This window comes from Cellulomonas sp. NPDC058312, assembly GCF_042880135.1.
GTDB lineage: Bacteria > Actinomycetota > Actinomycetes > Actinomycetales > Cellulomonadaceae > Cellulomonas.
This window is the reverse complement of record NZ_JBHVZE010000003.1, coordinates 129,062-151,956: the sequence shown is the minus strand read 5'-3', so window position 1 is coordinate 151,956 and position 22,895 is coordinate 129,062. Positions and strand designations below refer to the sequence as shown.

The window sequence follows — 22,895 nt, the reverse complement described above, 5'->3', positions numbered from 1 at the left end:
CGGTCCTGAGCACGACCGCATGAGCACCACCGCGAGCACGTCCCCCGTCACGGGTGGCGTGCTCGCGGTGCACGCGCACCCGGACGACGAGACGCTCGCGACCGGCGCGCTGCTCGCGACCTGGGCCGCGGCGGGGCTGCCGGCGCTCGTCGTGACCTGCACCCGCGGGGAGCGCGGCGAGGTGATCGGCGCGGCCCTCGCCCACCTCGAGGGGGACGGCGCGGGTCTCGCGGCGCACCGGGAGCGCGAGGTCGCGGCCGCCACGGCAGCCCTCGGCGTCGAGCAGGTGTTCCTGGACACGCTGCCTCCTGGCACGCGGGGCGCGGCCGCGGTGGGCCCTGCGGCGTCGGCGCCGCGGTACGAGGACTCGGGGATGGCGTGGCTCGGCACCGGGCGCGCCGGGTCCGCGGGCTCCGCGCCGCCGCGCGCGTTCGTGTCCGTCCCGCTCGACGAGGCGGCGGGACGGCTCGCCGCGCTGCTGCGCGAGCGGCGGCCCGACCTCGTCGTGACCTACGAACCCGGCGGGGGCTACGGGCACCCCGACCACGTGCGCGCCCACGAGGTCACGACCCGGGCCGTGCAGCTCGCCGGTGACGTCCCGGGCTGGTCGCCCGCGGTGGCGTGGGCCGTCGCCCCGGCGGCCGACCTGCGCGCCGGGTACGCCGCGCTCGCGCAGGACCCGGACGTCCGCGACCTGCTCGCCGCCCACGCCGACGACCGGCGCGGCACCCGCGAGTCGCCGCTCGCCCTCCCGGACCCCGCCGGGCCGCTGCCGTCCGTGGCGGTCGACGGCGCCGCGGACCTGCTGGTCGACGTCGCCCCGGTCCGCGACCGGGTGCTGGCCGCCCTGCGCGCGCACGCCACCCAGGTGCAGGCCGTGCACCCGCTCGACCAGCCCGCCGCCTGCGCGTGCCTCGCGCTGTCCAACCTCGTGCTCGCGCCGGTGCTGCCGGTCGAGTCCTACCGCTGGGCGCCCGGCGGCGGGCCGTCGGACGCGGTCGTGCTGCCGCCCGGTGCCCGGCGCGCCACCCACGGCGGGTCCGCCGGGCGTGACGACGCCTCGGCGGGCGACGTAGCCTGACGCCCGTGCCGACGATCACCCCCCGCTCCGTCCTGCGTGCCCTGGGCTTCCTGCTGCTCGGCGTGCTCGTCGGCGCCGTCGGCACCGTGACGCACCGCTCGGTCCGGCCCTGGGGCGTCGTCGTGTGCCTGCTGCTGGTGCTCGCCGCGTCCGTCACCGCGCGGGCCGCCGCGGGCTGGGTCGCGTCCCTCGGGCTGCTGGTCGGCCTGTTCGCCGCCGTCCAGGTGCTGTCCACCCGCGGGCCGGGCGGCGACGTGCTCGTCCCCGCGGACGGCGCGATCGGCTGGGTGTGGGCGCTCGGGTCGCTCGCGGTCGCGCTGGCGGTGGCCGTCGCGCCCCGCGCGTGGTTCTCCGACACCCCGCTGCGCCGCAGGCGCGCGCCCGAGCCGCTGCTGCCCGCCGCCGACGCGCCGTGACGACCCCCGACGCGGGCGACGTCTTCCGGTCCGCGATCGGCCGGCTGCCCGCGGGCGTCGTGGTCGTCGCCGTGCACTGGCGCGGCACCGACCACGCGACCACCGCGAGCACCGCGACGTCCGTCTCGCTCGACCCGCCGATGCTGCTCATCTCCCTGCACCAGGACTCCCGGGTCCGCGAGGCGCTCGACGACGTCGCCACCTGGACCGTCAGCGTCCTCGCCGACGACCAGGCACCCGTCGCGGACTGGCTCGCCTCGCCCGGGCGGCCCGCGGTGGGTCAGCTCGACCGGGTGCCGCACGAGCGCGCCCCGCTGTCCGGCGCGGTGCGGGTCGTCGGAGCCGCCGCGTGGTTCGAGTGCCGCACCGCGCAGGTCGTCCCCGCGGGCGACCACGACGTCGTGCTCGCGGAGGTGCTGGCCGCGCACGAGGGGACGCCCGACGCCGGCGGGCTGGTGCACCTGCGCGGCCGGCTCCGCGGGGTGCGCTGAGCGGGCGGTCCGGGCGGCGGGCGCCCGCGTGACCGGGACCTGACCCGGCGCTGACCGGCGGCAGACCCGGAGCGGTGGTCGTTGCGAACTCGTGACCTGAGTGGGGCCGTCCACGGGCCCTCCGCCGCGCGGACCGCGCAGGTCGCGCCCGTAGAATCGCCGCTGCGGCCCCCGGGGCACCGGGGCCGTCGTCGTGCGAGGGGGAAGACTGGATGAGCAAGGGCAACGCGGACGGCAACCCGCCCGTCGCGCAGGACGTCGACCCCACCACCGGGGACGCCGCGCCCGACCCCAGCCCCACCCCGGCGCGGAGCGCGGACAGCGCCTCGGCCGCGCCCGCCGCGACTCCGCCCGCCGCGACCCCGTCCGCCGCGACTCCGCCCGCGACCGGCGGGCCGCTGCCCGCCGTCGGCGTCGGGATGCTCCCGCCGGTCGACGTCGACCGGATCTCCGCGCTGCTCGGGCGGATCGTGCCGTCGGCGGCTCCGGCGGCTCCGGCGGCTCCGGCGGCTCCGGCGGCTCCGGCGGCTCCGGCGGCTCCGGCTGCTCCCGCGGAGGCCGCGGCCGCGCCCGGAGCCACGGGGGAGCAGGTCGGCGGCGGGACGTCCGACACCGGGACCCAGGGCGAGCACGGCGCGGACGGCGAGGCGCCCGCCGGTGCCGAGGCGTCCGAGACGGGTGCCGTGGACGCTGAGGCACCCGCCGACGCCGACGCGCCCGAGACGGATGCCGAGGTCGCTGAGGCGTCCGCCGGTGCCGACGCGTCCGAGACGGGTGCCGTGGACGCTGAGGCACCCGCCGACGCCGACGCGCCCGAGACGGATGCCGAGGCCGCCGTGGACGACGCGACGCCCGCCGATGCCGAGGCCGCCGCCGACGCCGCTCCTGCAGGCGTGCAGGCGCAGGACCAGACCACCGTCGCCGGAACCACCTCCGACGAACCCGCCGCCGAGGCCGCGACCCCCGTGGCGTCCGACGACGAGGTCAGGACGGGCACCGACGTCGAGGCGGAGCCTGAGACCGACGCCGTCGTCGCCGCCCCGTCCGCACCGGTCGCGGGTGCTGCCGACGACGCCCCCGCCCGCCCCGGTGCCGGGGTGACGACCGACGCCGCTGCGCCCGCGGCTACGTCGGCCGCCGCCGGGCCTGTCGTGTCGGACGACCCCGTCGAGGCGGATGCCGCGCCCGCGACGGCGTCCGACGCTGCGACGGCGTCCGACGCCGCGTCGGCTCCGGACGCCGTGGCTCCTGCCGCCGCGCCGGCTCCGGACACCGTGGCTCCTGCCGCCGTGCCGGCTCTGGACGCCGTGCAGCCTCCTGCCGCCGCGTCGGTGCCCGAGCCGGCCGCCGGACCCGACGTCGACGCCGTCGCGCCCGCACCGCCGGTGGCGTCCGCGCCGGTCCCTGCGCCGCCCACGGCCGAGACCGCCGCCACGCCCACGGCCGCCGCTCCCGCCCCCGTCGAGCCCGTTCGCGCTGCCGACGCCTCCGAGACGCCCGCCGCGGGCATCCCGGCGCCGGTCGAGCGGGTCCCGGCCGCCGTCGCCGGAGCCGCAGCCGGAACCGCCGCTGCGGCCGCCGCCCCGGTCACGGCCGAGACGACCGTGCTCCCCGCCACGGCGCACGACGCGCCCCCCGAGCGGACCAGCACCCGACCCGAGGCCACCCGCCCCGCGGCCGAGCAGCCCCGCACCACCCCCGCCGCCGCCACCCCGGCAGTCGCCGCCACCCCGGCAGTCGCAGACCCGTCCCCGGGCTCCGACGGCGACGACGCGGGTTCCGACGACACGTGGTCGCCGCTGTCGGAGTTCGACGAGGACCGGCCGAAGCGCCGCTGGCTGCGTGCGACGCTGGTCGTCGCGGGCATCGTCGTCGTCCTCGGCGGCGCCTACGTCGGCGCGGCCTACGCCCTGGCCGACCGGGTGCCGCGCGGCACGACCGTCGCGGGCGTCGAGGTCGGTGGCCTGGCCGCCGCGGACGCCGAGGAGGCGCTCACCTCCGGTCTGGGCGACCTGCCGACGGAGCCGGTGCCGGTCACGGCGGAGGACATCACGGGCTCGGTGGACCCGGCGGTCGCGGGTCTGAGCCTCGACGTCGACGCGACGGTGCAGCGGCTGACCGGCGTCGACCTGCGCCCGCAGCGCCTGTGGGAGCACATCGCCGGCGCGGGCGCGGCGGAGCCGGTCACGGTGGTCGACGAGGCCGCCCTGGACGACGCGATGGCGGGCCTCGCGGAGACGCTGTCGCTCGCGCCGGTGGACGGGTCCATCGTGTTCGCTGACGGTGCGCCGCACGCGGTCGACGCCGTCGACGGCTGGTCGCTCGACACGGACGCCGCCCGGGACACGCTCACCCGGACCTGGTTGACCGCAGCCCGCCCGATCGCGCTGACCACCGAGGTCGTCGTCCCGGACATCACGCAGGAGGAGACCGACCGGGTGCTGCAGGACGTGGCCTCGAAGGTCGGTGCGGGGCCGGTCGTCGTGCAGGTCGCCGGGCAGAACGTCGAGCTGCCGGGTGACGTCCTGGTGTCCGCGGCGTCGTTCGTGCCCGCCGACTCCGACCTGGCGCTGCAGATGGACGGGCCCGTGCTCGTCGACGCGGTGATCGCCCGCACCACCGACCTGCTCACGACCGCGTCCGACGCGCGGTTCGAGTTCCAGGGCGGCGCCCCGGTGATCGTCCCGGGCACGCCCGGCACCACGCTCGACCCCGCCACGCTGGCGACCGCCGTCGCGGGTGCGGTCACCGCGCAGGCGCGCACCGCGGCGGTCGAGCTCGTGGAGTCCGACCCGTCGCAGACGACCGCCGCGCTCGAGGCGCTCGGCATCACGTCGGTCGTCGCGGAGTTCTCGACGCCCCTGACCAGCGAGCCGCGCCGCACCCAGAACATCGCGGCAGGCGCCGCGGCGATCAACGGCACGCTCGTCCGGCCGGGGGAGACGTTCAGCCTCACGGACGCGCTCGGACCGATCGACGCCGCGCACGGCTTCACCACCGCCGGCGCGATCGTCAACGGCCAGCACACCGACGCGTGGGGCGGCGGGCTGTCGCAGCTGTCGACCACGACCTTCAACGCCGCGTACCTGGCCGGCATGGAGGACATCGAGCACAAGCCGCACTCCGAGTGGTTCAGCCGCTACCCGGCGGGCCGCGAGGCGACGCTCTTCACCGGCACGCTCGACATGCAGTGGAAGAACAACACCCCCTACGGCGCGCTCGTCCAGGCGTACGTCGAGGGCGGCCAGACGGTCGTGCGGCTCTGGGGCACCCCGTACTGGGAGGTCATCGCCGAGTCGGGTCCGAAGACGAACGTGGTGCAGCCGACCACGGTCTACTCGCAGTCGCCCACGTGCGAGGCGCAGTCGCCGGGCAACCCCGGCTTCCGCATCACGGTGACCCGCACGGTGAAGCTCAACGGCGAGGTCGTCGCCACCGAGCCGTTCTCCTGGACCTACCGGCCGCAGAACCGCGTGGTCTGCGGCCCGGACCCGGCCGCGGCGCCGCCCGCGGGCTGACGAGCGGCCCGCCGGCCGCGGCCTCAGCGCCGCGGCCGGCGCTCCGGTGCCGGGGGCACGACCTTGCCCAGGGCGATCTCCGCTCCCGGCACCCGCACGTCCCCGGCGCGCCGGGTCCGGACCGTGACGCCCTCGTCGTCCACCGCGAGCAGATCGCCGAGCACGTCGGTGTAGGGCTGCGGCGACCCCGTCGGGAGCCGCCGGCGGACGACGACGCGCTGGCCGGGCCGCCAGTCCCGCCAGGGGCCGGCGGGTCCGGCGGCGGCCGGGGACTCGGACATGTGTGGGGTTCCTCTCGCCGCTGCGCCGGGAGTGCGCAGGTGAGCGATACTAGGAGCCGCCAGCCCGACCCGAACCCGGACCGCGCCCGACACCGTCCCCGGACGGGCGCGTGGAGGACACCGTGACCTATGTGATCGCCCAGCCCTGCGTGGACGTCAAGGACAAGGCGTGCATCGAGGAGTGCCCGGTCGACTGCATCTACGAGGGCAAGCGGTCGCTCTACATCCACCCCGACGAGTGCGTGGACTGCGGCGCCTGCGAGCCGGTCTGCCCCGTCGAGGCCATCTACTACGAGGACGACGTCCCGGAGCAGTGGAGCGAGTACTACAAGGCGAACGTCGAGTTCTTCGACGACCTGGGCTCCCCGGGCGGCGCCGCGAAGATGGGGATGATCGCCAAGGACCACCCCGTCATCGCCACGCTCCCGCTGCAGGTCCACGGCGACTGAGCGCGTGGGTCTGCTGACCGGCGCGCTGCCGGACTTCCCCTGGGACACGCTGACCCCGTACGGCGACCGGGCGCGCGCGCACCCCGGCGGCATCGTCGACCTGTCGGTCGGCACCCCGGTCGACCCGACGCCGGCCGTGGTCCGCCGCGCGCTGGCCGAGGCCGCCGACGCGCCCGGCTACCCGCAGACCTGGGGCACGCCCGCGCTGCGCGAGGCGGTCGTCGCGTGGTTCGACCGGCGCCGCGGCGTCCCTGGGCTCGACCCGGCGGGCGTGCTGCCCACGGTCGGCTCCAAGGAGCTGGTGGCGCTGCTGCCGTCCCTGCTCGGCCTGGGCGCCGGCGACCTGGTGGCGCACCCGGCGGCCGCCTACCCGACCTACGACGTGGGCGCGCGGCTCGCGGGCGCGGAGCCGGTCCCGACCGACGACCCCGTGGCCCTGCTGACCGGTCCCGACGCGGACCGGGTCCGGCTGGTGTGGCTGAACAGCCCCGGCAACCCCGACGGGCGGGTCCTCGGTGTGCCCGAGCTGCGCGCCGTCGTGGACGCGGCCCGGGCGGTGGGCGCCCGGACCGGCCGGCCCGTCGTGGTCGCGTCCGACGAGTGCTACGCCGAGCTGCCCTGGGACGAGCCGTGGGCGAGCGAGGGCGTGCCCAGCGTCCTGGACGAGCGGGTGCGCGGCGACGACGTCACCGGGCTGCTCGCGCTGTACTCGCTGTCGAAGCAGTCGAACCTCGCGGGGTACCGTGCCGCGTTCGCCGCGGGCGACCCCGCGCTGGTCGCGGACCTGCTCGCCACCCGCAAGCACCTCGGGATGATCGTGCCCGCGCCCGTCCAGGCGGCGATGACGGTCGCCCTCGCGGACGACGCGCACGTCGCCGAGCAGCGCGAGCGGTACCGCGCGCGCCGGTCGGTGCTGCTGACGGCGCTCGCCGGCGCGGGCCTGGTCGTCGACCGCTCCGCCGCCGGGCTGTACCTGTGGGCGCGGCCCGCCGACGGGGAGGACGACTGCTGGGCCACGGTCGGTCGGCTGGCCGACCTCGGCATCCTCGTGGCACCCGGCGCGTTCTACGGCGCGCCCCGGCACGTCCGGGTGGCGCTCACCGGCACCGACGAGCGGATCGCCGCCGCCGCGGCGCGGCTCGAGGGTGTCGCCGCACGCTGACGCCGCTCGACCTGTGACCCGAGTCACACGGCCCGCGGTCGCCTCCGGGATGGTCGACCCCCCGGACGGGAAGTAGCGTCAGGGCAGGCCGGTGCCACCCCCGTGGCGCGCGCCCGCACCGTAGCGGCCCCCCGGCAGCGCTGGACCCCGCACGACCTCGCGGACCGGACCCGAGGTCCGCATCCCGCACACCGCCCGAGGAGGAGCGCCATGTCCGACGTCGCCACCGAGCCCGTCCAGCTGGTCGTCAACGGCAACCCCCACGACCTGCCCGTCGTCCGCGCCACCGAGGGGAACGACGGCGTCGTCGTGTCCTCGCTGCTGCGCGAGACGGGCCTCGTCACCGTCGACCCCGGCTTCATGAACACCGCGTCCTGCGAGTCGCAGATCACGTACATCGACGGCGACGCGGGCATCCTGCGCTACCGCGGGTACCCGATCGACCAGCTGGCGGAGAAGTCCTCGTTCCTCGAGGTCGCGTACCTGCTGATCCACGGCGAGCTGCCGACGTCCTCGGAGCTGGACGCGTTCGTCGAGCGGGTCAACCGGCACACGTTCGTGCACGAGAACTTCCGCACCTTCATGGGCACGTTCCCGTCGGGCGCGCACCCGATGGCCGTCATGTCCTCGGCGATCAACGCCCTGGCGACGTTCTACCCCGAGTCGCTGGACCCGTTCGACCCGGAGACGGTCGAGCTCGCCACGGTGCTGATCCTCGCCAAGACCCGGACCATCACGTCGTACCTGCACCGGACCTCGCGCGGCGAGCCGCTGCTGTACCCCGACTACTCCCGCGGGTACATCGAGGACTTCCTGCGGATGACGTTCGCGGTGCCGTACCAGCAGTACGACGTCGACCCGACGGTCGTGAAGGCGCTCGACAAGCTGCTGATCCTGCACGCCGACCACGAGCAGAACTGCTCCACCTCGACGGTCCGGATCGTCGGCTCCAGCCACGCGAACCTGTACGCGTCGGTCGCCGCGGGGATCAACGCCCTGTCGGGCCCGCTGCACGGCGGCGCGAACGAGGCCGTCCTGCGGATGCTCGCGGAGATCCAGTCCAACGGCGGCGACGCCAGCGAGTTCATGACCCGCGTGAAGAACAAGGAGCAGGGCGTCCGCCTGATGGGCTTCGGCCACCGGGTCTACAAGAACTACGACCCGCGCGCGGCCATCGTCAAGGAGAGCGCCGACGCCGTCCTCGCGGCCCTGGGCCAGAACAACGAGCTGCTCGACATCGCCCGCAGCCTCGAGGAGATCGCGCTGTCCGACGAGTACTTCATCTCGCGCAAGCTCTACCCGAACGTCGACTTCTACACCGGCCTGATCTACAAGGCGATGGGCTTCGACGACCGCATGTTCACGCCCCTGTTCGCGCTCGGCCGGATGCCCGGCTGGATCGCGCAGTGGCGCGAGATGATGACCGACCCGCAGACCAAGATCGGCCGCCCGCGCCAGGTGTACTCGGGCTCGCCGGAGCGCGACTACCGCGCCGTCGCCGACCGCTGAGCCGTCCGGGTGAATCCCCTGCGGGGGATTCACCCGGATCGGTCCGGACGAACCGGTCAGAACGCCGCAGTCCGGACCGATCCAGTGGGGCATGTCGCCCACCGCGGCCGTGCAGACGCACGGCACCGGCCGGCGGCCCGGACCCGTGCGTGGGCGACGCGCGGCGGGGCCGACCGGCATCGAACGAGCCTTCGGGCCCGAGGAGATCATCGTCTCGAAGACCGACCCCCGCGGGGTCGTGACGTACGCCAACGACGTGTTCCTGCGCGTCAGCGGCTACGCCGAGCCGGAGATCCTGGGCAGCCCGCACAACCTGATCCGGCACCCGGACATGCCGCGCGCGGTGTTCCGGCTGATGTGGGACGTGATCCCCACCGGCCGCGAGCTGTTCGCGTACGTGCTCAACCTCGCCGCGGACGGCGGGCACTACTGGGTGCTCGCGCACGTCACGGCGACCCTCGGCGCCGACGGGTCGGTCGTCGGTTACCACTCGAACCGCCGCTGGGTCCCGCCGGGCACCCGACGTACGGTCGCCGACCTGTACGCGCGGGTCCGGGCCGCGGAGGCGGCGCACACCCGGACGCCCGACCAGCTCGCCGCGGGTGCCGCGGCGCTCGACGGGGCGCTGGCCGACCTCGGCACGACCTACGACGAGCTGGTGTGGTCCCTCGCCGGCGGCGACGACGCGGTGGACCCGTCCCGGGTCGGGACAGCCGGGGGTGCCCGGTGAGCCGGGGGAGGACCGTGGTCGACGAGCCCGGGCTCGACCCCGCCACGCGGGAGTCGCTGGACCTCGTCGCGGCGTTCTGCGACCGCCTCGCCGCCGGTGACCTCGAGGACCGGCTCCCGGCCCTCGACGGCGACCCGGCGGTGCAGCGTGCCCGCGACGCCCTCAACCGGGTCGCCGACCTGGTCGACGCGTACGTGCGGGAGTCCCAGGCGTCGCTGGCCGCGGCGGAGGAGGGGCGGTTCCACCGGCGGTTCCTGCGCCGCGGGATGCCGGGCGCGTTCCGGGCCGGCGCGGTGCGGATCGACGCCGCGCGGGCCGGGCTCGAGCGGGCGGCCCTGCGGACGTCCCGGGACCAGGCGGAGCGGGACGACCTCGCCGACCGGCTCGTCGGGGTCGCCGCGCGGGTGGCCGACTCGGCGCAGGGCCTGGCGGCGTCGGCGGCCGCACTGACAGCGGCGTCCGCGTCCGCGACCGACGCGGCGCGCGACTCGCGGTCCACCGTCCAGGAGCTCACCGACACCTCCGCGCAGATCGAGGCCGCCGCCGGGCTGGTGAAGTCGATCGCGAGCCGCACCCGGCTGCTGGCCCTGAACGCCACCATCGAGGCCGCGCGTGCCGGCGAGGCGGGTCGCGGGTTCGCGGTCGTCGCGTCCGAGGTGCGTTCGCTCGCGGACGACTCCGCGGGCCGGTCGGACGACATCGCCCGGCAGGTGGTGGCCGCCCAGGCCGCGGCCGACGAGGCCGGCCGGGCGATCGGCCGGATCGACGACATCATCGCGGGCATGTCCGACCAGGTCGACGCCGTGGCGGGGGCCGCCGGGCGCGGGGACGGCACGGGTCTCGCGGAGCTCGCCGACGCCCTGCGGGAGGAGATCGCGGCGTTCGCCGCCCTGCGCTGACCCCGGGCGTGACGCCGGCGGTTCGGCGGTCGGGCGGCTCGGTGCGCGGGTGCGTCGGCGCGTCGGCGGCTCGGTGCGTCGCCGAGACAGGTCCGCCGCGCCGAGACAGGACCCCCGACGGCCCTGTCTCGGCGCGCAGGTCCTGTCTCGGCGGAGGGCACCCGGGGCGACGGGCACCCGGGGGCGTCGGTCAGGGGGCCAGGGTGATCGCGACCGTACCCGGCGCGGGGGTCGGGGCGTCCGCGGGGGCGGGTGCCCAGCCGGCGCCGCCGCGCTCCCACCGGCCGCCGGCCACGTCGACCGCCACCGCGTCCAGGGCCTCCGCCGCGGCGACCGCCCACTGCGCGACGGCCCAGCCGGAGCGGGCGGGGTCGCCGCCGGACACCGCCGTCAGCCCGGCGGCGTCCAGCTGGAGCACCACGCCGGTCGCGGGGTCGGCGGAGGCGTCCACGGCGGCCGACACGGTCCCGCCGAGGTCGCGCTGCACCCGGGCCAGCGCCGCGTCGGTGTCGGCGGTGCCCTCGACCGGGTCGAGGTCGCAGTGCAGCACGCCCGTCGACCAGCCGGTGAGCGCCGACGCCCACGCCCGGGACCGGCCCTCGTGCTGCGCGTACGCGTCCGGGAACCCCGAGCGCTGCACGGCCTGCGCCGCCTCGGTGACCGGCAGCTCGGTGTACCCCGGGACCCCGACCAGCCCGTCGTAGAACTTCCCGGTCGAGTACACCGGGTCCATGATCTGCTCGACGGTCCCCCAGCCCTGGGACGGCCGCTGCTGGAACAGCCCGACCGAGTCGCGGTCGCCGTAGTCGATGTTGATCAGGCGCGACTCCTGCAGGGCGGTCGCCAGCCCGATGGTGGCGGCGCGCGCGGGCAGGCCCCGGTAGGTCGCGGTGAGCGCGATCAGCGCGGCGTTGTCCGCCTGGTCCGCGGAGAGCGCCCACGCGGTGCCGTCGAGCGTGGCCGTGCACTGCCGCGACGCGAGGGCCGGGCTGCGGTCGTCGAGGAACCAGACCACCCCACCGACCGCCGCGACCAGGACGACCAGCGCGGCGAGCGCCGCGCAGCCGAGGCGGGACAGCCTGTGGGCCACGCGGGTCAGTTCGCGTGCAGCGCGGCGTTGAGCGTGATGCCGGTGCCCGTGCGCGCGACCGCCTCGACCCCGCCGGTCAGCGAGTTGCGGCGGAACAGGATGCCGTCGGAGCCGGACAGCTCGCGGGCCTTCACCACGCGCGGGGCGCCGTCGGGACCGGTCTCGCCGACCAGCGTGACCTTGGTGCCGGCCGTGACGTAGAGGCCGGACTCGACGATGCAGTCGTCGCCGAGGGAGACACCCAGGCCGGCGTTGGCGCCGAGCAGGGACCGCTCGCCGATGGACACGCGCTCGCGCCCGCCGCCGGACAGGGTCCCCATGATCGACGCGCCGCCGCCGATGTCGCTGCCCTCGCCGACGACGACGCCCTGGGAGATCCGGCCCTCGACCATCGACGTGCCGAGCGTGCCGGCGTTGAAGTTCACGAAGCCCTCGTGCATGACGGTCGTCCCCGCCGCGAGGTGCGCGCCGAGCCGCACGCGGTCGGCGTCCGCGACCCGCACGCCGTCGGGCAGCACGTAGTCGACCATCCGCGGGAACTTGTCGACGCCGTAGACCGTGACGGGGCGACCGGACTCGGCGCGGAGCCGAGCGCGGGTCGTCTCGAAGCCCTCGACGGCGCAGGGCCCCCGGTCGGTCCAGACGACGTTCGGCAGCACGCCGAACACGCCGTCCAGGTTGATCGTGTTCGGCGCCGCGAGCCGGTGCGACAGCACGTGCAGGCGCAGGTACGCGTCCGCGGTGTCGACGGGCTCGCCGTCGAGGTCCACGACGGTCAGCACGGTCTCGGTGCGCACCCCGCGCGGCTCGTCGGTGCCGACCAGGGCGGCGAGCTCCTCGGGGCACTGCGCGGCCTCGGGGACGTCGCCGAGGGCGGGCTGCGGGTACCAGGTGTCCAGGACGGAGCCAGAGGCGGTCACGGTGGCCAGGCCCCAGCCCCAGGCGGTGCGGTCGCTCATGCGGGCCAGCCTACGGGGGGCCGGAGGCTGAGTGGTGGCGCCCGAGTAGGGTCGCGGGGGTGACGACGACCACGCAGCTGGACCTGACCGCCGACCTGCTCACACTGACCCGGCAGGTCTGCGACATCCCCTCGGTGAGCGGGGACGAGACGGCGCTCGCGGACGCGGTCGTCGCGGCGCTGGGGGCGTACCCGCACCTGGAGGTGCTGCGCGACGGGGACACCGTGGTCGCCCGCACGCACCTCGGCCGGCCCTCCCGGGTGGTGATCGCGGGCCACCTGGACACGGTGCCGGTCGCGGACAACCTGCCGACCCGGCTGGAGGGCGAGGGCGCCGACGCCGTGCTCTGGGGCCGCGGCACCGTGGACATGCTCGGCGGCGTCGCGGTGCAGCTGGCGCTCGCCGCCGCGCTCGACGCGCCGACGCGCGACGTCACCTGGGTGTTCTACGACCACGAGGAGGTCGACGCGTCGCTGAACGGCCTCGGGCGCGTGTCCCGGAACCACCCGGACTGGCTGACCGCGGACTTCGCCGTGCTGTGCGAGCCGACGGACGCGGGCCTGGAGGGCGGCTGCAACGGCACGCTGCGCGCCGAGGTGCGGGTGCCGGGCGTCGCCGCGCACTCCGCGCGGGCCTGGACGGGCGTGAACGCGATCCACGGGGCCGCGCCGGTGCTCGCCCGGCTGGCCGCGTACGAGCCGGCGTCGGTCGAGGTCGACGGCCTGGTCTACCGCGAGGGCCTGAACGCGGTGCTGATCAGCGGCGGGATCGCCACCAACGTCGTGCCCGACTCCTGCGTCGTGACGGTGAACTACCGGTTCGCCCCGTCGCGGTCCGTCGACGAGGCCGCCGCGCACGTCCGCGCCCTGTTCGACGGCTTCGAGGTCGTCGTCACCGACGCGGCGGCGGGCGCGCGCCCCGGGCTGGACGACCCGGCCGCGGCCGAGTTCGCCGCCGCCGTGCTCGGCGTGACCGGCGGCGCGCCCGCGCCCAAGTACGGCTGGACCGACGTGGCACGGTTCTCGGCCCTCGGCATCCCGGCCGTGAACTTCGGCCCGGGCGACCCGCTGCTCGCGCACAAGGACGACGAGCGGCTGCCCGTCGGCCAGCTCGCGCTCTGCCACGACGCCCTGCGGGCGTGGCTGACGGCCTGACCAGGGGTGACCCCGGGAGTTCGCCCGCCCGCACCCGGGTGCGGGCCTTAGAGTCGGCGCCATGAGTGACGACGGCGTTCCGGCACCCGGGTCCGGCTACCGCAAGGGCCCCGTGCTGCTCCGGCGCGGGCAGATCCCCGCGACCACCAGCGACCAGCGCCTGCTGTCCCGCGGCGAGGGCGCGGGCTGGCTGCACGGCGACCCCTGGCGCGTGATGCGGATCCAGTCGGAGTTCGTCGAGGGCTTCGGTGCGCTCGCGGAGCTCGGCCCCGCGGTCAGCGTGTTCGGCTCGGCGCGGACCCTGCCCGAGCACGCGGACTTCGCGATGGGCGAGGCCGTCGGCCGCAAGCTCGCCGAGGCCGGGTACGCGGTCATCACCGGCGGCGGCCCCGGCATCATGTCCGCCGCCAACAAGGGCGCGACCGAGGCGGGCGGCCTGTCCGTCGGGCTCGGCATCGAGCTGCCGTTCGAGCAGGGCATGAACCCGTGGGTCGACCTCGGCGTCAACTTCCGGTACTTCTTCGCCCGCAAGACGATGTTCGTGAAGTACGCCGAGGGGTTCATCGTGCTGCCCGGCGGGTTCGGCACGTTCGACGAGCTGTTCGAGGCGCTGACCCTGGTGCAGACGCACAAGGTCACCGAGTTCCCGATCGTGCTGGTCGGCACCGACTACTGGCAGGGGATGATCGACTGGCTGCGGGGACCGGTGCTCGAGCGCGGCATGATCCGCGAGGCCGACCTCGCCCTGCTGCAGCTCGTCGACGACCCCGAGGACGCCGTCCGGATCGTCCGGGACCGCGGGGCCGAGATCCGGGCCGCCGAGCGCGCGGCCGCCGCGGCCGCCGAGCAGGCGCAGGAGGCCTCCGAGGCGGAGGTGGACGCCGAGGCCGGCGTCGAGGACGGCGCGGGTGGTCGCTGACCCCGGGCCCGGGCCCGGTCCCGCGCCCCAGCCCGTGCCCGCGGCCGGCGCGCCGCTGCTGCTGCGCGGGCGCTGGTTCGGCCCCGGGCAGCCGGTCGTCATGGCGGTGGTCAACCGGACGCCCGACTCGTTCTACGCCGCCGCCCGGTACGACGACGCCGGGGCGGACGCCGCGGTCGCGCGCGCCGAGGAGGAGGGCGCCGACCTCGTCGACCTCGGCGGCGTGCGCGCCGGGCGGGGACCGCGGGTCGACGTCGCGGAGGAGATCGCGCGCGTCGTCCCGCTCGTCGAGCGGGTGCGCCGTCGGCACCCGGACCTGCTGGTCAGCGTCGACACGTGGCGCGCCGAGGTCGCCCGGGCCGCCGCCGACGCCGGCGCCGACCTGCTGAACGACACCTGGGCGGGGCACGACCCGGCGCTGGTCGAGGTGGCCGCCGAGCGGGGCCTCGGTGTGGTCTGCTCGCACACCGGAGGCCTCGCACCGCGCACCGACCCGCTGCGGGTGTCCTACCCGCTGCCCGACGACGCCCCGGCGGACGCCGACCCGCGCGACGGCGTGCTGCACGACGTGCTCGGCACGCTGCGCACCGCCGCGGCCCGTGCCGTCGACCTCGGGGTGCACCCCGCGAGCGTGCTGGTCGACCCGACCCACGACTTCGGCAAGAACACCTGGCACTCGCTGCACCTGGTGCGACGCACGGCCGCGCTGACGGCGCTCGGCCACCCGGTGCTGGTCGCGCTGTCCCGCAAGGACTTCGTGGGGGAGACCCTCGACCTGCCGCCCGAGGAGCGCCTCGAGGGCACGCTGGCGGCGACGTCGGTCGCGGCCTGGCTCGGGGCGCGGGTGTTCCGGGCGCACGACGTCCGGGCCACCCGACGGACCGTCGACGTGGTCGCGGCGCTGCGCGGGGAGGCGCCGCCGGCCCGCGCGGTCCGGGGCCTGGCGTGAGCCGGACCGACCCCCGCACCTGGCCGTGGTGGCTGCAGGCGCTCGCGGTGTACGCGGCGGCCCGGGCGTTCTCGGCGGTCGTGCTGGTGGTGGTCGCGTCGCACCAGGCCGCGACCGGCTGGACCGGCGCCGCCCCCGGGTACGCCGAGTACACCGGGCTGATGTGGGACGCGTCCTGGTACCGGCAGATCGCCGAGGGCGGGTACCCGACGACGCTGCCGGTCGGTGCCGACGGGGTGGTGCAGCAGAACGCGTGGGCGTTCTTCCCGCTCTACCCGGTGCTCGTGGGCGCGCTCATGCACCTGACCGGCGGCTCGTGGGCCGTCGTCGCGCCGACGGTCTCGCTGCTGCTCGGCGCGGGTGCGGTGCTGCTCGTGCACCGCACCGTCGTCGCCGGCGCACCCCGCGCGGTCGCCGCCCGCCCGGGCCTGCCGCTGGCGACGGTGCTGCTGGTCAGCGTCTTCCCGACATCCGTGGTGCTCCAGGTCGGCTACACCGAGTCGCTGGCGCTGCTGCTGGTCGCCGCGTCGCTGCTGGCCGTCGTCACCCGCCGGTACGGCTGGGCGTGCCTGGCGGTGCTGGCGCTCGGGTTCACGCGCGCGGTCGCGCTGCCGATGGCCGTCGTCGTCCTGGTGCACGCCGTCGTGCGGTGGCGCGAGTGGCGCGCCGCGGGGGATCGGCCGCCCGCGCGGGACCTCGTGGGCCTCGGCGCGCTCGCGGTCACCGCCGTGGTCTCCGGGTTCGCGTGGATCGGCGTCGTCGGCTGGGCGACGGGCGTCCCCGACGCCTACCTGCAGACCCAGGAGGCGTGGCGCGGCGAGCGGACCACCGCGCCGTTCGCGGGGTGGGCGTACGTGCCGCAGTTCTGGTTCGGGTCGGCCGCGCCGTGGGTGGTGCTCGCCGCGGCGGCCTTCGTGGCCGTGTGCCTGCTCGCGCCGGCGACCTGGCGCCTGGGCCGGGAGCTGCACGCCTGGTCGGCCGCGTACCTGCTCTACCTGGCGGCGGCGGTCGAGCCCGGCAGCAGCCTCGCGCGGTTCCTGGTGCTCGCGTTCCCGCTGGCGGCGGCCACGGCGGGGGTGGTGGCACGGCCCCGGTGGGCCCGCCGGGCGTGGACCGGTGCGGTGGTCGTCGTCATGCTCGCGCTGCAGGTCGTCTGGGTGTGGCAGATCTGGCGGCTGGTGCCGCCGTCGGGGTGGCCGCCGTGACCGCGGGGGCGCTCCCGCGGCACGGATCCGCAGCGCACGGCCCTGTTCGTCGCCCCGGTGAACTAGACTGACCGTTGGACATCCGGGTGCCGGAGCCCCGTCCGCGCCCGTGCCGCCCCACGCGGTGCGCGCGTGATCAGGACCCGGCCACCCAGCCACGACGCGAAGGAGAGCCCCGCATGGCCGCGATGAAGCCGAGGACTGGTGACGGTCCCCTCGAGGTGACCAAGGAGGGTCGCGGCATCGTCATGCGCGTCCCGCTCGAGGGCGGCGGCCGGCTCGTCGTCGAGCTGAACGCGACCGAGGCCCAGGAGCTGGGCGAGGCGCTCACCTCCGTCGTCTCCTGACGGCACGGACGCGCGCTGACGTGGCTCGTTCCCTGACCACCGCCGCCGTGCGCGTCGGCCGCGAGGTGCCGGCGGTCTCGCTGACCGCCGGCACGCTCGCGTCGTCGGAGCTGCTCACCGCGCCCGACGTCGACGCGGTGGCCGTCCCGGTCGCCCCGGCGGCGCCGGACGACACCGACCTGCAGCCCCGGCGCGGCACGGCGGACGCCGCCGCCCGGTACGGCATCGACCTGGCCGAGCTCGCCGAGCGCGCCGGCCTGACCGGTGCGCCCGGTGAGGCGTGGACGCTGCTGCTGCCCCGCCCCGTCGGCAGCGCCGGCACGGCCCTGCCCTGGTCCGGTCTGCCCCGGCGCCTCGTCCTGGTGGGCGTCGGCGACGGGACGCCCGACGACCTGCGCCGTGCGGGTGCGGCGCTCGCCCGGGCCACGCGCGGTCTGGGCCGCGTGCTCACCACCGTCGGCACGGAGCCCGGCGCCGACGGCCCCCGCTCCGTGCGGGCACTCGTCGAGGGGTACCTGCTGGCCGCCTACCGCGTGCAGCGGATCGGCGCGCCCGCGAGCCCGAAGGACGCCCCGGCGGCCGAGCTCGTCGTCGTCGGCCGTGACGGCGCCCCCGCGCAGGACGCCCTCGCCGACGCCGTCCGCGGCGCCACCGCGACGTGGCTGGTCCGCGACCTGGCGAACACCCCGTCCAGCACCAAGGACCCCGAGTGGATGGCCGACCGCGCCGGCGAGCTCGCCCGCGCCGCCGGCCTGCGCGTCGAGGTGCTCGGACCGCGCGAGCTCGCGGCCCAGGGCTTCGGCGGCATCCTCGCCGTCGGCGGCGGCTCCGCGTCGTCACCGCGCCTGGTCACGGTGACGTACGAGCCCGCGACGGCCTCCGGCTCGCGGCGGCCCCGGCACGTCGTCGTGGTCGGCAAGGGCATCACGTACGACACCGGCGGCATCTCCATCAAGCCGCGCGAGGCGATGGTCCCGATGAAGACCGACATGGCGGGTGCCGCCGTCGCGCTCGCCACGGTGCTGGGCGCCGCGGCCGCCGGGGTCCCGCACCGCGTCACGGCGGTGCTGCCGCTCGCCGAGAACCACTTCGGCGCGTCCTCGTACCGCCCGGGCGACGTCCTGCGGATGTGGGGCGGGCGCACGGTCGAGATCGCGAACACCGACGCAGAGGGCCGTCTGGTCCTCGGCGACGCGCTGGCCTGGGCCGACGCGACGCTCGACCCCGACGTGCTGCTCGACGTCGCGACGCTCACCGGTGCGGCGAGCCTGGGGCTCGGCCGGCAGCACGCCGCGCTGTACGCCACCGACCCGCGGCTGACGGCGGCGCTCGAGGAGGCCGCCGCGGACTCCGGCGAGCCCGTCTGGTCGATGCCGCTGGTGCCCGACTACGCCGACGCGGTGCGGTCCACCGTCGCGGACCTCCGGCACGTCGCGCAGGACCTGAAGTACGGGGGCGGCTCGATCACGGCCGCGCTGTTCCTGCGGGAGTTCGTGGGCAGCCGCACGTGGGCGCACCTCGACATCGCCGGCCCGGCGCGCGCCGCCGCCGACAAGCACGAGGTCACCGAGGGCGCGACGGGTTACGGCGCGCGTCTGCTCCTGCGCTACCTGGCCGCCCTGCGCTGACCCCGCCGGCCCCACGACGCCCGCGTCCCCGTCCCCGGGGTGCGCGGGCGTCGTGCTGCGTGCACGACCGGGGCCCCGGCGGCCGCCGGGCGGTGCGACCTCGGTGCGGGGGTCAGCGGCGGACGGCGACCAGGAGGCCGTCGCCCGCGGTGAGCAGCGCCGGGAGCAGGCGGTCGTCCTCGCGGACCCGCCGACCGGTCTCCCGGACGATCGTCGTGGCCTCGTCGCGCCGCGCGGGGTCGGCGACCCGGTCGTGCCACAGCGCGTCGTCCACGGCGAGCACGCCGCCCGGGCGCAGCAGCCGCACCGCCTGCTCGACGTACGCGGGGTAGCTCTCGACGTCCGCGTCGACGAACACCAGGTCGTACGCGCCGTCGGTCAGCCGCGGCAGCACGTCGAGCGCCCGGCCGGAGATCGTCCGGGTGCGCGCGGGCCGCACGCCCTCCTCGGCGAACGCCGCCTTCGCGGCGCGCTGGTGCTCGACCTCGACGTCGATCGTGGTGAGCACGCCGTCCGACGGCATCCCGCGCAGCAGGTGCAGGCCGCTGACCCCGGCACCGGTGCCGACCTCGACCACCGCGCGCGCACGGGCCGCCGCCGCGAGCACGGTCAGCGCCGCGCCCGTCCCCGCCTGGACCGGCGTGCAGCCGAGCTCGCCGGCGCGGTCGCGGGCCCGCAGCAGCGTCTCGTCCTCCGGGCTGAAGCCCTCGGCGTAGACCCAGCTGGCGGCCTTGTCGGTGGCGATGGTGTCCTCCTGGGACGTGCGTGGTGCGCCGGGCACCGGCGTGCGTGCGGCGCGGGTGCGCGCGTGCGTCAGCCTAGTGCGCGCGCACCCGCGAGCCGGTCGGGGAACTCGGCGGGTCGCGCGCGCGTTCTCCCCTGACCAGGCCGGTTCGCCACCGGACCGCGCGCCTGGGATGATGGACCACCGAGCCGCACCCGCGCGGCCCTCGACGTGAAGGACGTGGATGGCGACCTCGTTGCCCGACCCGGACTGGCAGCCCCCGACGTGGGAGGCGATCGTCCGGGAGCACTCCACGCGTGTCTACCGCCTGGCGTACCGCCTCACCGGCAACCGGCACGACGCCGAGGACCTCACGCAGGAGGTCTTCGTCCGGGTGTTCCGGTCCCTGTCGACGTACACGCCCGGGACCTTCGAGGGGTGGCTGCACCGCATCACGACCAACCTGTTCCTCGACGGCGCGCGACGCCGGCAGCGGATCCGGATGGACGCGATGGGCGAGGACGGCGACCGCTACCCGGCCACCGACGGCGGCCCGGAGCGTGCGTTCGAGCACGACAACCTCGACGTCGACATCCAGCGCGCGCTCGACGAGCTGCCCCCGGAGTACCGCGCCGCCGTGGTGCTCTGCGACATCGAGGGGCTGTCGTACGAGGAGATCGCCGTCACGCTCGGCATCAAGCTCGGCACCGTCCGCTCCCGCATCCACCGGGCCCGGGCCCGCCTGCGGGTCTCCCTCGAGCACCGCGCGCCCGCCGCGGTGCGCGCCGGCCTCGCGGAGCCGGCCGACGCCGACCTCGGCCCCGGGGTGACCGCCACGGCAGGCTCCCGGTGAGCGCCCACCTCGGCGACCGCGTCAGCGCCCTCGTCGACGGCCAGCTCAGCCCGGCCGCCACGGAGCGCGCGCTCGCGCACGTCACCTGCTGCGCCCGGTGCGCCGCCGACCTCGCCTCCGCCCGCGCCGCGCGCCGGGTGCTGTCCGACGCGCACGACGTCCGGCCCGCCGGCGACCTCACCGCGCGCCTGCTCGCGCTCGGCTGCCCGCCGGACCCCCGCGCGGTGCCCGGCACCGACCGGCAGCGCACCGCCGGTGAGACCGCCCGCGCCACCGCCCGGCCGATGGACCCGTTCGTGCCGCCGTCCGGCGCGCGGCCGGTGCAGCACACCGGCGCGTCCGGTGCGCTCGACGGCCTGCTGGCGGGTGGTCGCACCCTGCTCGGCCAGGGGCAGGGCGTCCTCGGCTCGCGCCCCGTGCTGGGCGGCCGCGGTGTCCTCGCCGGCCCTGGCGCCGGCCGCCGGGGCCTGCGCGCCGCCGTCGGCTCCCTCACCGGGCTCGGCGTCGTCGCCGTGGGGCTGTTCCTGCTGGGCGACCGCCCGGAGGTCGCCCCCGCGACCGCCTCCGCGGACGCGCTCCAGGTGCTCGGCAACGGCGGGGCACCCGCGCTCCCCGCGGCCGTCACCGACCCGGTCGCCGAGCCCGCCGAGGGTGCCTCCACCCAGGAGTACCTGGACTGGATGCGCGCTCAGGGCTGGACCTGCCCCGCGGAGGTCCCCGAGGGCTGGTCCGTCACCTCGGTGCGGCTGCGCGACGCCGGCAGCACCCTCGAGCTCGACCTGACCGGACCGACCGGCGGCGAGGTCGTCGTCACCGAGCAGCAGGGCCGCCTCGACGTGTCCGCGCTGACCGCGGCCGACCGCCTCGACCTCGACGGCCGCACGGTCTACCTGCTGTCCACCGCGCCGTGGCACGCCGCCTGGCAGTCGGGGGACACCGTCGTCGAGGTCGTCTCCGCCGGCAGCGGACCGGAGGTCGCGACCGTCGTGCAGCAGTTCCCCGACGGCGGGTTCGACGCCGGGATCCCCGCCCGCCTGACCCGCGGGTGGGATACGTTCACCGCCGCGATGCACCTGCCGTGACGACGCCCGAGCAGCCGCTCCCGCCCGGGCAGCACGACCGCGACGTGCCCGCGCCGCAGGACCGCAACCCGTTCGCGCCGCCGACCCGCCCCGCGACCCCGCCCGCCGACCCGTTCGCCCCGCCGGCCGCCGCGCCCGCGGGCTGGACGGCGCCGCCGGCCGGCTGGGCCGTGCGCCCGGGCACGCACCGCCCGGCGGCGTGGCCCGCCGCGGCGCCGCTGCCCACCGACCCCGGCGCCGCCCCCGCCCCGGCGCCCGGCGCGGGCCCCGTGCCGGGTGCGGGCCCGGGCGTCCTGCCGTACCCCGACCTGGCCCCGCCCACCCGCCCGCGCCGCCGTCGCCGGATCCCGCTCGGCGTCGTCGCCGGTCTCGTCGTCGTCGCGTTCGGCGCCGGCCTGGTCGGCGGGGTCGTCGGCAGCCGCGTCGAGTCCGACGACGCCCGGCTCGTGGATGCCGGTCTGCCCGCGTCCGTCGGCACGGGGGCGGGGGACCGGGCGCCGGACAGCGTCGCCGGGATCGCCGAGCGGGTGCTGCCCTCGGTCGTGTCGATCGAGGTCTCCGCGGCGTCGGGGTCGTCCACCGGCTCGGGGTTCGTGCTCCGGCAGGACGGCTACATCCTCACCAACCACCACGTCGTGGCGGCCGCCACCACCGCCGGTGCGACGGTCGTCGTCCTGCTCGCGGACGGCTCGCAGCTCGACGCGACGGTCGTCGGCAGCACCGCGGAGTACGACCTCGCGGTCCTCAAGGTCGAGGCCGAGGGCCTCACCCCGCTGGTGCTCGGCGTCTCCGAGGACGTGCAGGTCGGCGACCCGGTGGTCGCGGTCGGCGCGCCGCTCGGGCTGGTCGGCACGGTCACGTCGGGCATCGTGAGCGCCCGGAACCGCCCGGTGGCCGCCGGTGACGGCGCCGAGTCCACCGCGTTCATCAACGCGATCCAGACCGACGCGGCGATCAACCCCGGCAACTCCGGCGGTCCGCTGGTGAACGCCGCCGGTGAGGTCGTCGGCATCAACTCCGCCATCGCGCAGCCGCCCGGCACGTCCGCGACCAGCGGCGGCAGCATCGGCCTCGGGTTCGCGATCCCGTCCGACCAGGCGCGCCGCACCGCCGAGCAGCTGATCGAGACCGGCCGCGCCACCTACCCGGTGATCGGCGTCCTGCTCGACTCCGGCTACACCGGTGAGGGCGTGCGGGTCGCCGGCGAGCCGCAGGCCGGCCAGCAGCCGGTCACCCCCGGCGGCCCCGCCGACCGTGCGGGCATCCGGCCCGGGGACGTCGTGCTGTCCATCGACGGGCGCCCCGTGACCGCGTCGGACGAGCTGATCGTCGCGATCCGGGCGCGGACGCCCGGCGAGGCCGTGCTCCTGCGGGTGCGCGACGCCGGCGGCGCCGAGCGGGACGTGCGCGTCGTCCTGGACGAGTCCCCGCGGGGCTGACCAGGGCAGT

General features: G+C 77.0%; 22 protein-coding genes. 18 read left to right on the top strand and 4 right to left on the bottom strand.

Translation table 11 applies throughout. From position 1 onward, the window contains the following. The first annotated feature begins 19 nt into the window (after positions 1–19). The 4 genes from ACFVXN_RS09645 to ACFVXN_RS09630 all read left to right on the top strand — a co-directional run bounded on the left by ACFVXN_RS09645 (position 20) and on the right by ACFVXN_RS09630 (position 5,506). Entirely contained in the window at positions 20–1,081 is a 1,062-nt protein-coding gene (locus tag ACFVXN_RS09645) for a PIG-L family deacetylase (RefSeq protein ID WP_389230970.1), read from the top strand. 5 nt (positions 1,082–1,086) lie between these two features. After that, complete coding sequence (locus ACFVXN_RS09640; protein ID WP_389230967.1) at positions 1,087–1,497, top strand: hypothetical protein; 411 nt, start codon at positions 1,087–1,089, stop codon at positions 1,495–1,497. Then, entirely contained in the window at positions 1,494–1,988 is a 495-nt protein-coding gene (locus tag ACFVXN_RS09635; protein WP_389230964.1) for a flavin reductase family protein, read from the top strand. Before ACFVXN_RS09640 ends, ACFVXN_RS09635 begins: the two co-directional genes overlap by 4 nt. A 212-nt stretch (positions 1,989–2,200) precedes the next feature. Next, positions 2,201–5,506, top strand: coding sequence for a VanW family protein (locus ACFVXN_RS09630; RefSeq protein WP_389230961.1), 3,306 nt, complete (start codon positions 2,201–2,203; stop codon positions 5,504–5,506). Between the two features lie 23 nt (positions 5,507–5,529). Here the strand turns inward: ACFVXN_RS09630 and ACFVXN_RS09625 are convergent, their stop codons facing one another. Beyond that, complete coding sequence (locus tag ACFVXN_RS09625; RefSeq protein WP_389230958.1) at positions 5,530–5,787, bottom strand: hypothetical protein; 258 nt, start codon at positions 5,785–5,787, stop codon at positions 5,530–5,532. A 122-nt stretch (positions 5,788–5,909) separates the two neighbouring features. Between ACFVXN_RS09625 and fdxA the strand changes: the two genes are divergently transcribed. From fdxA to ACFVXN_RS09600, 5 genes are all read left to right on the top strand, one after another. After that, positions 5,910–6,236 carry a ferredoxin gene (fdxA, locus tag ACFVXN_RS09620; RefSeq protein ID WP_179688157.1) on the top strand — a complete coding sequence of 109 codons (327 nt, stop codon included), beginning with the start codon at positions 5,910–5,912 and terminating at the stop codon, positions 6,234–6,236. Between the two features lie 4 nt (positions 6,237–6,240). Then, positions 6,241–7,398 (top strand): succinyldiaminopimelate transaminase, encoded by a 1,158-nt coding sequence (dapC, locus tag ACFVXN_RS09615; protein ID WP_389230954.1) that lies wholly within the window; start codon positions 6,241–6,243, stop codon positions 7,396–7,398. Positions 7,399–7,608: 210 nt separating this feature from the next. Next, a complete protein-coding gene (locus tag ACFVXN_RS09610) occupies positions 7,609–8,907 on the top strand; it encodes a citrate synthase (RefSeq protein WP_389230951.1) in 1,299 nt (432 codons plus the stop codon). 91 nt (positions 8,908–8,998) lie between these two features. Further along, a complete protein-coding gene (locus ACFVXN_RS09605) occupies positions 8,999–9,637 on the top strand; it encodes a PAS domain-containing protein (protein ID WP_389230948.1) in 639 nt (212 codons plus the stop codon). A gap of 14 nt (positions 9,638–9,651) precedes the next feature. After that, positions 9,652–10,536: a methyl-accepting chemotaxis protein gene (locus tag ACFVXN_RS09600; protein ID WP_389230946.1), complete on the top strand. Its 885-nt coding sequence runs from the start codon at positions 9,652–9,654 to the stop codon at positions 10,534–10,536. 190 nt (positions 10,537–10,726) lie between these two features. Here the strand turns inward: ACFVXN_RS09600 and ACFVXN_RS09595 are convergent, their stop codons facing one another. Then, positions 10,727–11,626: a hypothetical protein gene (locus tag ACFVXN_RS09595; protein WP_389230943.1), complete on the bottom strand. Its 900-nt coding sequence runs from the start codon at positions 11,624–11,626 to the stop codon at positions 10,727–10,729. 5 nt (positions 11,627–11,631) lie between these two features. Beyond that, positions 11,632–12,585 (bottom strand): 2,3,4,5-tetrahydropyridine-2,6-dicarboxylate N-succinyltransferase, encoded by a 954-nt coding sequence (gene dapD, locus ACFVXN_RS09590; RefSeq protein WP_389230940.1) that lies wholly within the window; start codon positions 12,583–12,585, stop codon positions 11,632–11,634. 59 nt (positions 12,586–12,644) lie between these two features. On the opposite strand from dapD, the gene dapE reads away from it, so the two are divergent. The 6 genes from dapE (at position 12,645) to ACFVXN_RS09560 (ending at position 18,787) form a co-directional block, all read left to right on the top strand. Beyond that, complete coding sequence (gene dapE, locus ACFVXN_RS09585; RefSeq protein WP_389230937.1) at positions 12,645–13,739, top strand: succinyl-diaminopimelate desuccinylase; 1,095 nt, start codon at positions 12,645–12,647, stop codon at positions 13,737–13,739. A gap of 61 nt (positions 13,740–13,800) precedes the next feature. After that, positions 13,801–14,658 carry a TIGR00730 family Rossman fold protein gene (locus tag ACFVXN_RS09580; protein ID WP_389230934.1) on the top strand — a complete coding sequence of 286 codons (858 nt, stop codon included), beginning with the start codon at positions 13,801–13,803 and terminating at the stop codon, positions 14,656–14,658. Next, positions 14,648–15,607 carry a dihydropteroate synthase gene (folP, locus tag ACFVXN_RS09575; protein WP_389230931.1) on the top strand — a complete coding sequence of 320 codons (960 nt, stop codon included), beginning with the start codon at positions 14,648–14,650 and terminating at the stop codon, positions 15,605–15,607. The genes ACFVXN_RS09580 and folP overlap by 11 nt, the downstream gene beginning before the upstream one ends. Then, positions 15,604–16,812, top strand: a complete 1,209-nt coding sequence (locus tag ACFVXN_RS09570; protein ID WP_389230928.1) for a hypothetical protein — start codon at positions 15,604–15,606, stop codon at positions 16,810–16,812. Before folP ends, ACFVXN_RS09570 begins: the two co-directional genes overlap by 4 nt. A 179-nt stretch (positions 16,813–16,991) precedes the next feature. Beyond that, positions 16,992–17,159, top strand: a complete 168-nt coding sequence (locus ACFVXN_RS09565; protein ID WP_082812748.1) for a DUF3117 domain-containing protein — start codon at positions 16,992–16,994, stop codon at positions 17,157–17,159. A gap of 20 nt (positions 17,160–17,179) precedes the next feature. Next, complete coding sequence (locus tag ACFVXN_RS09560; RefSeq protein WP_389230924.1) at positions 17,180–18,787, top strand: leucyl aminopeptidase family protein; 1,608 nt, start codon at positions 17,180–17,182, stop codon at positions 18,785–18,787. A 112-nt stretch (positions 18,788–18,899) separates the two neighbouring features. Here ACFVXN_RS09560 and ACFVXN_RS09555 read toward each other — a convergent pair whose 3' ends face one another. Then, on the bottom strand, positions 18,900–19,532 hold the full coding sequence (locus tag ACFVXN_RS09555) for an O-methyltransferase (protein WP_389232565.1): 633 nt from the start codon (positions 19,530–19,532) through the stop codon (positions 18,900–18,902). 223 nt (positions 19,533–19,755) lie between these two features. On the opposite strand from ACFVXN_RS09555, the gene sigE reads away from it, so the two are divergent. The 3 genes from sigE to ACFVXN_RS09540 are packed head-to-tail and all read left to right on the top strand — an operon-like array spanning position 19,756 to position 22,885. Further along, positions 19,756–20,364 (top strand): RNA polymerase sigma factor SigE, encoded by a 609-nt coding sequence (gene sigE, locus ACFVXN_RS09550; protein ID WP_389230921.1) that lies wholly within the window; start codon positions 19,756–19,758, stop codon positions 20,362–20,364. Continuing rightward, entirely contained in the window at positions 20,361–21,446 is a 1,086-nt protein-coding gene (locus ACFVXN_RS09545; RefSeq protein ID WP_389230918.1) for a zf-HC2 domain-containing protein, read from the top strand. The genes sigE and ACFVXN_RS09545 overlap by 4 nt, the downstream gene beginning before the upstream one ends. Continuing rightward, positions 21,443–22,885, top strand: coding sequence for a S1C family serine protease (locus ACFVXN_RS09540; RefSeq protein WP_389230915.1), 1,443 nt, complete (start codon positions 21,443–21,445; stop codon positions 22,883–22,885). The genes ACFVXN_RS09545 and ACFVXN_RS09540 overlap by 4 nt, the downstream gene beginning before the upstream one ends. Positions 22,886–22,895 lie beyond the last annotated feature (10 nt).

Bases quoted from the DNA above. Each gene is read 5' to 3' on its own strand.
- ACFVXN_RS09645 (WP_389230970.1), top strand. From the start codon at position 20: ATGAGCACCACCGCGAGCACGTCCCCCGTCACGGGTGGCGTGCTCGCG.
- ACFVXN_RS09630 (WP_389230961.1), top strand. From the start codon at position 2,201: ATGAGCAAGGGCAACGCGGACGGCAACCCGCCCGTCGCGCAGGACGTC.
- ACFVXN_RS09625 (WP_389230958.1), bottom strand. From the start codon at position 5,787: ATGTCCGAGTCCCCGGCCGCCGCCGGACCCGCCGGCCCCTGGCGGGAC.
- ACFVXN_RS09610 (WP_389230951.1), top strand. From the start codon at position 7,609: ATGTCCGACGTCGCCACCGAGCCCGTCCAGCTGGTCGTCAACGGCAAC.
- ACFVXN_RS09605 (WP_389230948.1), top strand. From the start codon at position 8,999: ATGTCGCCCACCGCGGCCGTGCAGACGCACGGCACCGGCCGGCGGCCC.
- dapD (WP_389230940.1), bottom strand. From the start codon at position 12,585: ATGAGCGACCGCACCGCCTGGGGCTGGGGCCTGGCCACCGTGACCGCC.
- ACFVXN_RS09580 (WP_389230934.1), top strand. From the start codon at position 13,801: ATGAGTGACGACGGCGTTCCGGCACCCGGGTCCGGCTACCGCAAGGGC.
- ACFVXN_RS09565 (WP_082812748.1), top strand. From the start codon at position 16,992: ATGGCCGCGATGAAGCCGAGGACTGGTGACGGTCCCCTCGAGGTGACC.
- sigE (WP_389230921.1), top strand. From the start codon at position 19,756: ATGGCGACCTCGTTGCCCGACCCGGACTGGCAGCCCCCGACGTGGGAG.